Origin of the sequence: Pantoea sp. 18069 (assembly GCF_902706035.1) — a bacterium.
Lineage (GTDB): Bacteria > Pseudomonadota > Gammaproteobacteria > Burkholderiales > Burkholderiaceae_C > Comamonas.
Genome location: NZ_CACSJA010000008.1, coordinates 110,192 through 123,239, shown reverse-complemented (window position 1 = coordinate 123,239; position 13,048 = coordinate 110,192). Strand labels below are relative to the sequence as shown.

Here is a 13,048-nt window from a genome sequence, read left to right as displayed (position 1 = left end):
GGTCGTTGGCAGGCTTTGTCGTTGATGGATGGATGAGGGGCAGACCCTTGTCTTCCTCAGTCAGGTTCCTTTGGCTCCGCACACCGTACAAAGGCGAACATGGGTTCGCCTTTTTTATTGCTTCCACAGAAAGATCGACTATGTTTGAAGCCATCCGCAAGCACTCCAAGTTCGTGATGATCTTGTTGTTCTTGCTGATCATTCCCTCGTTCATCTTCGTTGGCATCGACCAGAACTATTTCTCGGAATCCAGTCCGACAGTGGCCAGGGTCGATGGCAACGAGATCAAGCAATCGGACTGGGACAACGCGCACCGCATGGAGAGCGATCAGCTGCGCGCCGAGAATCCGGAAATCGATACCCGGCTGCTGGACTCGCCCCAGGCGCGTTACGCCACGCTCGAGCGCATGGTGCGTGACCGCGTGCTCGTGGCCGCGGCGCAGAAGATGCACCTCGTGACCAGCGATGCCCAACTGGTGCGCAGCCTGCAGCAGATCCCGGCGATTGCCGAGCTCAAGCGCGCCGACGGCACGCTCGATGCCCAAGCCTATCGCGCGCTCGTGGGCGCGCAAGGCATGACGCCCGAAGGCTTTGAAGCCAATCTGCGCAGCAATCTGTCGCTGAGCCAGGTGATGGGCTCGGCGATGAATTCCTCGTTCGTGACCGATACCCAGCTCAAGCTGGCGATGGACGCGCTCTACCAGCGCCGCGAAGTGCAGGTGGCACAGTTCAAGGCCGGCGATTTCGCGGCCGGGATCAAATCCACGCCCGAAGATCTGCAGGCCTATTACAAGGCCCACCCGGACAGGTTCCAGCAGGCCGAACAGGCGAGCGTCGAATACGTGGTGCTCGACTCGGCCAGCGTGCAGGCCGCGATGGAGCTCAATGAAGACGACCTGCGCACCTACTACCAGGAAAACCTGGCGCGACTCGCGGGCCAGGAAGAGCGCCGTGCAAGCCATATCCTGATCAACGCCACCCGGGACGCGTCGGCCGCCGACCGCACCCAGGCGCGTGAACAGGCCCAGGCCCTGCTCGAGCAGCTGCGCAAGGACCCGCAGTCCTTTGCTGCGGTCGCAAAGCAATCCTCGCAGGACAGCGGCACCGCCCAAAGCGGTGGCGATCTGGGCTTCTTCAGCCGCGGCGCCATGGTCAAGCCCTTCGAGGATGCGGCCTTCGCATTGAAGAAGGGCGAGATCAGCGATGTGGTCGAAAGCGATTTCGGCTTCCACATCATTGAGCTGACCGACATCAAGACGCCGCCCCAGCCCAGCTTTGCCGAGCTGCGCCCGCAGCTCGAGCGGGATCTGAAGGAACAGCAGGCACAGAGCAAGTTCGCCGAAGTGGCCGAGCAGTTCGCCAATGGCGTGTACGAGCAGTCGGACAACCTGCAAGGCGTGGCCGAAAAGCTCAAGCTGACGGTGCACAAGGCCGAGCGCGTGGCGCGCGTTCCGGGCCCTGGCGCCCAGGGCCCGCTGGCCAACCCGCGCTTCCTCGAAGCCCTGTTTGCGCCCGAGTCGCTGGAAAGCAAGCGCAACACCGACGCCGTCGAGATTGCTTCCGGCCTGATGGTCGCAGGCCGTGTCGTCGCCTATTCGCCGGCCCATACCCTGGCCTACGAAGAAGTGGCCGACAAGGTGCAGGCGCTGTATGTGGCGCAGAAGTCCGCGGAACTGGCACGTGAAGAAGGCCAGGCCAAGCTCAAGGCCTGGAAGGAACAGCCCGCCAGCGCCGTCCTGGGCAGCGCCGTCGTGATCGGTCGCGATCAGCCGCAGAACCTGCCGCGCGAAGTCATCGACGCCGCGCTGCACGCTTCCGTGGATGCCTTGCCTGTCTGGACCGGCGTGGACCTCGGCAACCTCGGCTATGCCGTGGTCAAGGTCAATGCCGTGGTCGAACGCCCGGCCCAGGACGCGCAGATCGTTGCCGCACAGAAGCAGCAACTGGCCCAGTGGTGGGCCGGCGCCGAAGGCGCTGCCTACTATGAAATGCTCAAGGCCCGCTTCAAGGTGCAGATGAAGGTCGACCGTCCTTGAGATTTAATGCCGCCAAATCGTGAAACTCGCGATAGGGCGGTATTTTTTGGCTTAGAATAGACGCTTCTGCGGTGGCTGTAGCTCAGTTGGTAGAGTCCAGGATTGTGATTCCTGTTGTCGTGGGTTCGAGCCCCATCAGCCACCCCAAAATGCAAGTAAAAACAAGGACCTTCGGGTCCTTGTTTTGTTTTCGGGTGCGAAAGTTGGAATCCGCCGGCATGATCATCTGGATCATGCGCGGCGAACGCCATTTGTCCGAACGCCGGGCATGCCGCCTTGTGGCGGCGCCACGCGCAAGCTGGCGTCAAGCGCAGGCCGATCAGGCCACCAGGGTGCTGCACGGGAAGATCGTGGCGATCGCTTCCAGTGCACGCTGCGGTGGGGCCGTATCACTTCGACCTAGATGCAGTTGTAGCTGGCCGCGATGTTCGCATCCCCTTGCACATAAGTCGCTTTCTTCGGATAGGGGCAGATAGGTCGGCTCTTCGATACGGGCGTGCTCGACTGCGAAGACAGGTTGATGCGGTCCGGCACGATGCCCTTTTCAACCCAGTCCGTGATCAAGTCATAGATCTGGCCCGGAGCGGGAAGGGGGGGATTCGCAGCCGGATTCGAGGTGCCGTTGACGGGGCCATGTCCCATTCCCGGAATCAGATAGAAACGGTAGAAATCCTGAATCTCCGAGAAGCCGCCCATGCGGCTGGCAACGCGGTTGTAGTAGTTCACAGACCCGAACGGCATGATGACCTGGTCCGACTCGCCATGGTAGTGAAGCAGTTTGCCCCCGCGAGCCTTGAAGGCCGACAGATCCGGGTTGTCCGTATCGATGTCGGCGAACGACGCCTGCAGGGCGATGCCGCGGTCGAACGCGTCCGACAACTGCGGGTAAGTCAGCTGTTTCCAGCCATCTGCGCCATTTCCCCGCGCATTCCTGAAGCTGGGGTCCGCGAGCCTCGAGTCCTGCAGTTCGACGGCCACATGATGCAACGCTATGAGGCTCGGCTGATCCCCTGCCAGCCCCAGAAGCGAAGTCCCCCGGGTCACTCCGTACCAGCGCTGCAATCCGGTCAGGTTGGTAGATAGACCGTTGTCGAGCGCCGGGCTGGGCACGGACCCATCCGTCGTTTGCCCGTACCACATCTTGTTGATGGCGTTTGCCTGAACGGGGGTGACGCAGGTGGGCGTCGAATTGCTGCCGCCATTGGCGTGGCAGATCACCTGCGCATCCTTTGCCGGATCGTAGGCGCAGGCAGTCGCATCCGGAACATAGCCCAGGTGCTGGCCCCCGACGACGTCGCAGGCGTTGATGGCCGCGTTCGACACCAGGTCGAGTTGGCCTGCTGTCAGCCTCGACCCTCCCAGGTCGCGCTGCATCACGACTTGCGGAAAGATCGCTGCCGTGCTGAACCGGGACCAGTTGATGGCGGGGAATCCGGAGATGATTCCATCAAAGTCTTCTGGATAAGCCTGGGCCAGCTTGAGCGCCTGGCGGCCACCGGTCGATCCTCCGTCCCAATACGAGAACTTCGGCGCCGAACCATAGTAGGCGGCGGTCAGTGCCTTGGTCTTGATCGCCAGCTCGTGCAGACTCCGTTCGGAGAAATCCTTCCACAGCGTGGTGTTGATGGTTCCATCCGGATTCATGGCGAATGAACCGTTCATATTGCTCTGCACCCCTGGTCCGCTTTGATGCCCGTTGTCGGCTGAGGCTGTGACGGAACCCTCCGACCCGGCAATCGCCGCTGCGAATCGGTAGTCATTGCCGACGGCGGAAGACCCGTTCCTCATGACATCGGACTCCTCCGAGCCCGCCCATCCTCCATTGCCGGTGGCATGAAAGCGACCGTTCCATCGATTTTTGGCCGGCAACCACACTTCGATCCCTATGCCGGGCGAGGTCGAGGGTGCGTCCGCGGGACCGGGGTTGCCAGGCCCGACCAGCAGCTTCACCAAGCAGAGGTCGTTCAACGCCACTGGGTTCGGATCGAAGGCATTCGGTGACAGCAGTGGGTCGCCCTTCTTGAACGACCTGACCAGGAGCACCGAGGTCAGTTCGTCAGGCTTGAAGGAAGTCTTGATCGAGTCGTCACAGGTCAACGCTTTGGGCACGTCAATGGCGGCTGTGCCGCCATCGCTGCCACCGCAGCCGACCAGGCTGAAAAGTGCTGCGAGAGCCGCGGCCCCCAGGGTGACACCATCCTTGTTTCGGGATGAGCGATGCATGTTTGTCTCCAGATGTTTGAGTGATCCATTGCAGGTGGGCCGCCAGGCCAGATCGACCTCGGCCTTGCGGCTCACTTGCGCCAAGCGGATGGACTCGATGGCGATGAAGGCTCCGAACTGCCCCCTGGCCAAGTTCGCATGACATTGCGCAACGTCCGGTTCGGCAGACCCCTTCTCCACGCCGCTTCGAACAAGGTTAGTTTTCCCCCTGGCAACGCGCTACCAGGACCGTGCTGTCACTTTCGAAATCGTGCTCCACCCGTCTAGGTGATCGCCCCACTGTGAGGAACCGATGTCGTGGCAGTACAGTCGCTGTTCCTGGCAGCCCCAAGGCCGGCCCGGATAGAAAGGTGGAAAAGCGTGACGAAGGATTTCAATACAGCGGCAGTCCCTGCAGAGCGCTGGGATGCAGGCGCTGAGCCACTCGTCCGGCCCCCGCCTGAGTGGACGGGCATTCCAATCAACCTCTTCGAACTGCCCAGCGAGAACATCGCCAGCGATGTCTACTTTCCCGAACCGGTCATTGCCATCGTCAACGTGGGCGCCGGAAAACGGTGGTATCGAGACGGCATCCATCGCTTCGAGCGCTATACCGCTCCCAGGATGGTCGAAGTGATGTTTGAAGAAACCCACTTCAGCGAAATCCAGCACCAGGGAACCTGCGGGTCGGTCATCACGCTGGAGTTGACAGGGGCGATACTGGGGCGTCTGCTGCGCGACAGTGCCTTCCACTATCGGCTGGAAACCACGCGCACCGAGACGTTCAACGACGAGGTCTGCAACCTCGTGGGAACGCTGTGGAAGGAGGCCGCGAGCCAATCGCCGAACGGCCCGCTGTTCGCGCAGGGGCTCTCCATTGCCTTGCTGGGGCTCTTGAGCAGCCATTTCGGCTCGAATCCCGCTCAGGCGTTGCAGGCACGCGGAAAGCTCCATCCCCGTGAGCGTGAGCGCCTGAAGAGCTTCATCGACTGCGACCTGGGAGCTTCGCTGACGGTCGAACGCATGGCCGGTGTTGTCGGGCTGAGCCCGTACCACTTCTCGCGCATCTTCAAGGCGACCTTCGGGCTCTCACCCCACGCCTATGTCATGGAGCGGCGGGTCGATCTCGCACGCCAAATGCTGCGTCGACAGCCTGACCGCACCGTCGCCGACATCGCCGTTGACTGCGGCTTTTCCAGCAACGCCCACTTCACGACGGAGTTTCGGCGCCGGTTTGGGACTACGCCGTCATCTTGGAGGCGGCAGGCTTGACAGTCCCCGCGCGCTTCGCGGCAATTCCACCGAAGCCAGGATGCCCCTGTCGACTTGTCTCCCTGCAAATTCCGGGCGTTTTTTCGCTGGCGTCGGCTTTCAGCGCAGCGTGGAAAGATAGGCCGCGATATCCTGCGCATCGCGCGATGAGACGCCAAGCTGGGGCATGGCCGTGCCGGGCTTGACCTGCTGGGTAGCGGTAAGCCAGAGCGCGAGATTGGCCGGGCTATTGGCCAGCGTGCCGGCGATCAGCGTGCGCGTGCCCATGCCTTTGAGCGGCGGGCCGACGTGGACGCGCGAGCCGGTGACACCGGGAATGGTGTGACAGGCGCTGCAGGCATATTGGTGCAGCGCCTGGCGCCCACGTTCGACATCGGGGGTGAATGTCGCAGCGGACGCCGGTGCATGGCTTTCCCGTGCGGGCGTGGCCAGCCCGGGCCGGGTCCATTGCGCGTACTGCATGGCGTCGAGCTGCGGCAGCTGCTGCATGAACGCCACGAGATCCCATATTTCCGCGTCGGCCAGCCGGTATTGCCAGGCCGGCATCCCGGTCATCTTGATGCCATGGCGCACCACCCAGTACAGCTCGCGTGGGCGCCAGTGCCGTTTGGCATCCACCAGGGGGCCGGGCAGGGGCTGCATGCTCAGGCCGATGGCAGATTGGGCGACGCCGGGCGCGCCATGGCATTGCACGCATTTGTCGTGGAAGCTGGCCGCACCCCGCAGCGCCATTTGCGGATCGGTGAGAGCCGGTTCTTCGATGCTTGCGGCCTGTTGGCGCACCGACTGGCGCATGGCGATCTCCAGCAAGGAATGAGTGGCCTGCCAATGCTGGCGCGTGGCAGAGATGTCATAGGCGCCGGAATACACCACGGCAACTGCAGTGAGGGCGGCTGTAAGCCCAAGTCCAATGGCCGTGACAGCAATGATCAGCAACTGCTTGTTTTTTCTCATCTGCTGTGATTTTGCGGCAGTTGTCCTCATTTGTGCGACAGAATTGGCTAATGAGCCGCAGGTATGCCTTTTCACCTACGCTGTTGCCGGTGCTGCTTGCGGGCTGTGTGCTCGGGGAAGCCGGCGCGCAGGGGCCAGATGATTCCCTGTCGGCGACCCCACAGGACCGCATCACGATAGAACGCGGCAGGGCACTGGTGGGGCAGTACCAGTGCGGCTCCTGCCATGCCATTCCCGAGGTACCTGCAGCGCGCGGCCAGGTGTCCCAGCCCCTCGATGGCTGGAGCCAGCGCAGCTATATCGCGGGCCGGCTGCCCAATCGGCCCGACACGCTGGCCCGGTGGATCGTTGCGCCGCAGTCCCTGGTGCCCGGCACGGCCATGCCCAGCATGGGCGTCTCGCCCGCCGATGCCCGGGCCATGGCGGCCTTTCTTTTTTCGCTCGAATGAAGCCCGCCGGAATGCTTCCCGCGGCGGGAGATGCCGCCCAGTCCATAGCAACCGTGACCTGGGTGCTGTTTGCCGGCGGCCTCGTCATCTTCATCGGCGTGATGCTGTTGCTGGCCTGGTCGCTGCGCGCACGCGCATCTGCAGTGCGTCCGCGCCTGTGGCTTCTGGGCGGGGGCGTGATCTTCCCGGGCCTGGTGCTGGCCGCATTGTTCACCTGGGCGCTGCCGCGCATGCCTGCCTGGAAACCGTTGCCGCCCGCGAATGCATTGGTCGTGACCGTAAAGGCCCACATGTGGTGGTGGGAAGTGCGCTACCGTGACCCCGTGACCGGCGTCGATGTCATCACCGCGAATGAAATCCGTGTTCCCGTGGGTCGGCCGGTGTATTTCGCGCTGACCAGCGCCGACGTGATCCACAGCTTCTGGGTGCCGCAGCTCGCAGGAAAGATGGACATGCTGCCCGGGCGCATGCAGCATCTGCTGGTGACGGCAACCGAGCCTGGAGTGTGGCGCGGCCAGTGCGCCGAGTTCTGCGGCGAGCAGCACGCGCAGATGGCGCTGCACGTGGTGGGCATGGCAGCACCGGATTTCAGCTTCTGGCTGGCGGCGCAGTCCCGGCCCGCGCCTGCGCCGGCGACGGCGCGCCAGATGCAAGGCCGCGACGCATTTCTCGCCAACCGCTGCAGCGCCTGCCATACCGTGCGCGGTGTCAGCGACGAAGGCCGCCTGGGTCCGGACCTCACGCATTTCGGCAGCCGTCTGCACCTGGGCGCGGGCACGCTGGCGAATACGGCCGACGGCCGTGAGCGCTGGCTGGCCCATCTGCAGCAGATCAAACCTGGAGCACGCATGCCTTCCTACGACCGACTCGACCCGCAGACGCTTGAGGCCCTGGGCGACTGGCTGGGTTCGCTGCAATGAGCGGCGCACTGCCCAACTCGCTGCCGCGTCCCGCGGGCGAGCTGCAGGCGCTGCAGCGCGCCTGGGAGCCGCCCGTCGGCTGGCGCCGGCTCTCGGCCGTGAACAACAGCCAGATCGGCCTCTACTACCTGGCGACGGCGCTGCTGTTCTTCGTGCTCGCCGGCGTGCTGGCGCTGATCATGCGCACGCAGCTCGCGCTGCCCGGCAGCACGCTCGTGGCCGCAGGCACCTACAACCAGCTGTTCACGATGCACGGCTCGGTGATGATGTTCCTGTTTGCCGTGCCCGTGGTCGAGGCCGTCGCGGTCTGGCTGCTGCCCAATATGCTGGGCGCGCGCGATCTGCCTTTCCCCCGGCTGTCGGCCTATGCGTTCTGGGCCTATGCGATCGGCGGCCTCGCGTTCTTCATCACCATCTTCTTCGGTGCCTCACCCGATGGCGGCTGGTTCATGTACCCGCCGCTCACCGGCAAGGACTATTCGCCAGGCATAGGCGCAGACTGGTGGCTGCTGGGCATTGGCTTCATCGAGATCTCGGCAATCGCGGGCGCGATCGAGCTGATCATAGGCATCCTGTTCACGCGCGCGCCCGGCATGTCGCTGATGAAGATGCCGCTGTTCGCCTGGGCGGTGCTGGTCGCGGCGCTGATGGTGATCTTCGCGTTCCCGGCGCTGATCGCGGGCACGCTGCTGCTCGAACTCGAGCGTGCGTTCGATTGGCCATTCTTCATTGCCGCGCGCGGCGGCGACCCGCTGCTGTGGCAGCACCTGTTCTGGTTCTTCGGCCATCCCGAGGTCTACATCATCTTCCTGCCGGCCGCAGGCATGGTGACGATGATGGTGCCGGTGATGGCGCGCACGCCGCTCGTGGGCTACCGCGCGATCGTCTGGGCGCTGGCCGGCGTCGGCGTGATCAGCTTTTTGCTGTGGATGCACCACATGTTCACCGCGGGCCTGGGGCCGTTGGCGCTGCATGTGACTTCGGTCGCGAGCTTTGCCGTGGCCATCCCCAGCGGCGTGCAGGTGTTCGCCTGGATCGCGACGTTCTGGAAAGGCCGCGTACAGATGCTTGCGCCCTCGCTGTTCCTGCTGGGCTTTCACTTCGTCTTCGTGCTCGGCGGACTCACGGGCGTGATGCTCGCGGTGCTGCCGTTCGACTGGCAGGCGCACGACAGCTATTTCGTCGTCGCCCATCTGCATTACGTGCTCGTCGGCGGACTGGTGTTTCCGCTGTTCGCGGGCATCTATTATTGGGCGCCGCTGTACAACGGCCAGCGGCTGTCCGAACGCGTGGCGCGCTGGAGTTTCGCGCTGATGTTCGGTGGCTTCAACCTGGCTTTTTTCCCCATGCACATCGCGGGCCTGGCGGGCATGCCGCGGCGCGTCTACACCTATGCCGACGGGCTCGGGTGGACGTTATGGAACCTGCTGTCCACCGCGGGCGCGTATCTCTTCGCGCTCGGTGTGTTGCTGTGCCTGGTCGATCTGGTGCGCACGCTCATGCGCCCCGAACGCGAGCCCGGCAACCCGTGGAACGCCGACTCGCTCGAATGGCTGCCCCAGGGCGACTATGGCGTGCGCAGCATTCCGCAGATCGAAGCCCGCGCGCCCCTGTGGCACAGGCCGGCGCTCGTCCAGGAGGTGGTCGCGGGCCGCCATTGGCTGCCCGGCACGGTGTTCGGCGGGCGCGAGACCCTGGTCACGAGCCCGGTCGATGCGCAGATTCGCCACCTGCTGCGCTTGCCGGGCGATGGCTGGTTGCCGTTCATCGCGGCCGCGGGCACGGCCGGCTTCTTTCTGCTGCTGACGCTGGCCTGGATCGTGCCGGCGTTCATCTCGGGTGCGATTTCGCTGGCCGCGATGCTGGTCTGGCTCTGGGACTCGGACCGTGCGCCGCTGCGGCCCATGGCCACGATTGGCGACGGCGTGAGCGTGCCCACCGTGGCCAGGGGCCGTGCCTCGCATTCGTGGTGGGCGACATGGACCCTGCTCGCCGTGGATGCCTCCATCTTCGCGTCGTTCGCGTTCGCCCACATCCATGTCTCGATGGCGCTCGACGTCTGCCCGCCTCCCGGCGCGAGCCTGCCTGCGGGCGGGCTCTGGCCCGCGGGCCTGCTGCTGGGCGCGTCGGCGCTGATGGTCTGGGCTCGGCGCTGCCTGGGCCGTGAGCGCCAGGGCCGGTTGCGCCTGGCCGTGCTGCTGGCGATGGGCGCGGCGATCGGCGCGATCGCGCTCGACCTGGGCGTGCACCTGCAAGGCGGGCTATCACCGCGCGCCGATGCCTGGAGTGCGACCGTTGCGGCGCTCGTTGCCTGGCAGTGCTTTCATGCGCTGGTGCTGCTGGTCATGGGCGGCTATGTGCTCGCGCGGTCGTGGGCCGGCCGGCTGCGTGTCGATGCGTGCGCGACGCTCGACAACACGGCCCTGATGTGGCACGGCGCGGTGGCGCAGGCGCTCGCCGGCATGGCGCTGGTGCGCTGGCTGCCCGCGTGGATGGGTGGCTGACGCTTGCGGTTTCGGACTACAGGCGGGCGCAAAACCGTCCACCGATACTGTGCGCATGAAAAAGCACACTCCCTCTTTTTGCATGCTGCTGGCCCTGGTAGGCAGCATGGCCGCAGCCTCGGCCCAGCATCTCGCAGGCCCCGGCCTGGGCGCCAACCCGCAGTTGCCCGCGCCGGACAAGGGCGCTTTGCTGCCCACCGTCAACATCGCGCCTGCGCTGGGCTGGCCCGAGGGAGTGGTGCCGCAGGCGCCCGAAGGCTTCAAGGTCACGGCCCTGGCCGCTGGCCTTGACCATCCACGATGGGTGTATGTGCTGCCGAACGGCGATGTGCTGGTCGCTGAAAGCAACAAGCCCGCGCCTGCCGAAGGTGCGAAGAACGTGCATGCAGATGGCCTGCGTGGCAAGGCCATGGGAATGGTGATGAAGCGCGCGGGCGCGGACACCCCGAGCGCGAATCGGATCACGCTGCTGCGCGATGCGGATGGCGATGGCGTGGCCGAGACCCGGGAAACCTTCATGCAGGGGCTGGTTTCGCCGTTCGGCATGGCGCTGGTGGGCAATCAGCTCTACATCGCCAATGCCGACAGCATCGTCAAAGTGCCATACGAGTCCGGGCAGACGAGCATTTCCGCGGCACCCGCCAAGGTCACCGACCTGCCTGCAGGCGCGAATCACCACTGGACCAAGAACATCATCGCCAGCGCCGACGGCAGCAAGCTGTACGCGACCGTGGGCTCGAACAGCAATATTGGCGACAACGGCCTGGCAGCGGAGGAGGGCCGCGCCGCAATCTGGGAAGTGGACCTGGCCACGGGCAGCAAGCGGCTGTTCGCAACGGGGCTGCGCAACCCCAACGGCCTGGGCTGGGAACCTGAATCACAGGCACTCTGGACCGTCGTCAACGAGCGCGACGAACTCGGCAACGACCTCGTGCCCGACTACCTGACGTCGGTCAAGGACGGCGCTTTCTATGGCTGGCCATGGAGCTACTGGGGCCAGAACGTCGACGCCCGCGTCAAGCCGGCCAACCCGGACATGGTGGCCAAGGCAATTGCACCGGATTTCGGCCTGGGCTCGCACGTCGCGCCACTGGGCCTGGCGTTCTCGGACGGGCGCATGCCCGCGCCCTACGCCAGCGGTGCCTTCATCGGCCAGCATGGCTCGTGGAACCGTAAGGAACTCACGGGCTACAACGTCGTCTTCGTGCCATTTGCCGCAGGGCGTCCATCGGGTGCCCCCGTGCAGTTCCTTGGCGGATTCCTGAACAAGGACGGTAAGGCCCATGGCCGCCCCGTGGGCGTGGCACTCGATGCCAAGGGCGCGCTGCTGGTTGCCGATGACGTGGGCAACACCATCTGGCGCGTGGTGCGCGCGCAGTAGGTCTCGGTCTAGGTCGCGCCGCGTGTTGCCTGCCATGCCTGAAAGCGAAAACCCAGCCACAGCGCGGCGAGCATGGCCGCACCGAACACCCAGGCGCTGAGCGCGCCGGCCATGCCGCCCGACAGCAGGGTGCCTATGGTGCAGCCCAGCCCGGTCATCGCGCCCCAGCCCAGCAGCGTGCCGCCGGCAATGCCGCGCAGCGCGTCACGGCCCGTGGGCAGGCGCGGCGTGAATTGCCGGCTGGCGAGCGCCGCGACAAACGCGCCGGCTATCAGGCCCACGAGCACCAATGCGTTGGGCGTGGCCCAGCTTTCCTGGGGCAGCGTGGCGCAGCCCGCAAACCCGTCGAGGCCGTTGAGCCGCTCGGGCACCCAGCCATGCGTCTGCAAGGCACCGCGCACCTGGCTGCCCAGCGTCGCGGTCACGCCCAGCGGCCGCATGCGCACGATGGCGAGCACGCTGATCAGCCCGACCAGCGCACCGCCCAGGGCATAGTTCCAGCGGCCGGTCCACAATGACAGCCACAGGCTGCGCAGGTCCTTTGACACCGGCACGGCGCTGGGTCGCACGGCAGGCGCCTGGCGTTTGACATGCCGCTGCCAGACCCAGGCCGACCACAGGCCCAGGACGCCCAGTTGCACGGCCAGCGCGCCGCCATAGCCCAGATGCCCGGGCAGCCAGACGACGGGCGCACCGGCCACGGCCAGGCTGTACAGGGGGTTCCAGGTGTGAAAGCCGATAGCAAAGCCCAGGCCGGTGCCGAGCAATGCGAACGGTGCGACGGCCGAGCCTTCGGCAAGCCGGTACCAGTGGGCGCTGATGCACGAGCCCGACACCGACATGCCCGCGCCAAACGCGAGCCCGGCCAGCACCAGCACCCAGCTCACCGGGCCGATATGCATTTCGGGCGGCAACTGCCCGGCCTGGGGATTCGCGACCCAGCTGCTTTGCACCACCGTCATGCCCACCACACCGATCGCCAGCGCCAGTGCAATGGCCAGAATGCCGCGCGGGTCATCGCGCTGCAGCCAGTCGCGCGCATGGCAGTAAAAGCAAAAGCGCGTGCGTTGCAGCACCACACCGAGTGCGATGCCTATGGACAACGCAAACACCAGCGTGCGCCCGCCGTTCCATGTCTGTGCCTGGCCGGCGAACAGCCACAGCAGCACGATCAGGCCGGCCGCAGCCCAGGGCTGCCAGGCAGCGCTGCGGGCTGCGTCAGGCGGCAGGTCGGTGCGACTTGCTTCAATGGTGGACATCATTTTTCCTGTCTGGTCGCAAAAATGCCCGCGCATGCGGGCATTGAAAAGGCGCGTTGCCGCAGCCCGTG

Annotated in this window: 9 protein-coding genes and 1 tRNA gene; 7 read left to right on the top strand and 3 right to left on the bottom strand. The window is 65.2% G+C overall.

The genetic code is table 11. The features are described from left to right. Positions 1-140 precede the first annotated feature (140 nt). Both GVL12_RS08900 and GVL12_RS08895 read left to right on the top strand, forming a co-directional pair. Entirely contained in the window at positions 141-2,036 is a 1,896-nt protein-coding gene (locus GVL12_RS08900) for a SurA N-terminal domain-containing protein (RefSeq protein WP_159912966.1), read from the top strand. Between the two features lie 71 nt (positions 2,037-2,107). After that, positions 2,108-2,183: transfer RNA gene (locus GVL12_RS08895), tRNA-His, on the top strand. A gap of 252 nt (positions 2,184-2,435) precedes the next feature. Here GVL12_RS08895 and GVL12_RS08890 read toward each other — a convergent pair. Then, a complete protein-coding gene (locus tag GVL12_RS08890) occupies positions 2,436-4,439 on the bottom strand; it encodes a tannase/feruloyl esterase family alpha/beta hydrolase (RefSeq protein WP_200843612.1) in 2,004 nt (667 codons plus the stop codon). A 180-nt stretch (positions 4,440-4,619) separates the two neighbouring features. On the opposite strand from GVL12_RS08890, the gene GVL12_RS08885 reads away from it, so the two are divergent. Further along, a complete protein-coding gene (locus GVL12_RS08885; protein ID WP_159912964.1) occupies positions 4,620-5,510 on the top strand; it encodes an AraC family transcriptional regulator in 891 nt (296 codons plus the stop codon). A gap of 99 nt (positions 5,511-5,609) precedes the next feature. Here GVL12_RS08885 and GVL12_RS08880 read toward each other — a convergent pair whose 3' ends face one another. Beyond that, the gene (locus GVL12_RS08880) at positions 5,610-6,464 is read right to left on the bottom strand and encodes a c-type cytochrome (protein ID WP_159912962.1); all 855 of its coding nucleotides are present in this window, start codon (positions 6,462-6,464) and stop codon (positions 5,610-5,612) included. A gap of 50 nt (positions 6,465-6,514) precedes the next feature. On the opposite strand from GVL12_RS08880, the gene GVL12_RS08875 reads away from it, so the two are divergent. The 4 genes from GVL12_RS08875 to GVL12_RS08860 are packed head-to-tail and all read left to right on the top strand — an operon-like array spanning position 6,515 to position 11,718. Beyond that, on the top strand, positions 6,515-6,913 hold the full coding sequence (locus GVL12_RS08875) for a cytochrome c family protein (protein WP_159912960.1): 399 nt from the start codon (positions 6,515-6,517) through the stop codon (positions 6,911-6,913). Next, positions 6,910-7,833, top strand: a complete 924-nt coding sequence (locus GVL12_RS08870; RefSeq protein WP_159912958.1) for a cytochrome c oxidase subunit II — start codon at positions 6,910-6,912, stop codon at positions 7,831-7,833. Before GVL12_RS08875 ends, GVL12_RS08870 begins: the two co-directional genes overlap by 4 nt. After that, positions 7,830-10,337, top strand: a complete 2,508-nt coding sequence (locus GVL12_RS08865) for a cbb3-type cytochrome c oxidase subunit I (protein ID WP_159912956.1) — start codon at positions 7,830-7,832, stop codon at positions 10,335-10,337. The genes GVL12_RS08870 and GVL12_RS08865 overlap by 4 nt, the downstream gene beginning before the upstream one ends. A 55-nt stretch (positions 10,338-10,392) precedes the next feature. Continuing rightward, positions 10,393-11,718: a sorbosone dehydrogenase family protein gene (locus GVL12_RS08860; protein ID WP_235033831.1), complete on the top strand. Its 1,326-nt coding sequence runs from the start codon at positions 10,393-10,395 to the stop codon at positions 11,716-11,718. Between the two features lie 8 nt (positions 11,719-11,726). On the opposite strand, the gene GVL12_RS08855 is transcribed toward GVL12_RS08860, so the two are convergent. Next, positions 11,727-12,977 (bottom strand): YeeE/YedE family protein, encoded by a 1,251-nt coding sequence (locus GVL12_RS08855; RefSeq protein WP_159912954.1) that lies wholly within the window; start codon positions 12,975-12,977, stop codon positions 11,727-11,729. Positions 12,978-13,048 lie beyond the last annotated feature (71 nt).

Bases quoted from the DNA above. Each gene is read 5' to 3' on its own strand.
- GVL12_RS08900 (WP_159912966.1), top strand. From the start codon at position 141: ATGTTTGAAGCCATCCGCAAGCACTCCAAGTTCGTGATGATCTTGTTG.
- GVL12_RS08880 (WP_159912962.1), bottom strand. From the start codon at position 6,464: ATGAGAAAAAACAAGCAGTTGCTGATCATTGCTGTCACGGCCATTGGA.
- GVL12_RS08875 (WP_159912960.1), top strand. From the start codon at position 6,515: ATGAGCCGCAGGTATGCCTTTTCACCTACGCTGTTGCCGGTGCTGCTT.
- GVL12_RS08870 (WP_159912958.1), top strand. From the start codon at position 6,910: ATGAAGCCCGCCGGAATGCTTCCCGCGGCGGGAGATGCCGCCCAGTCC.
- GVL12_RS08865 (WP_159912956.1), top strand. From the start codon at position 7,830: ATGAGCGGCGCACTGCCCAACTCGCTGCCGCGTCCCGCGGGCGAGCTG.
- GVL12_RS08860 (WP_235033831.1), top strand. From the start codon at position 10,393: ATGAAAAAGCACACTCCCTCTTTTTGCATGCTGCTGGCCCTGGTAGGC.
- GVL12_RS08855 (WP_159912954.1), bottom strand. From the start codon at position 12,977: ATGTCCACCATTGAAGCAAGTCGCACCGACCTGCCGCCTGACGCAGCC.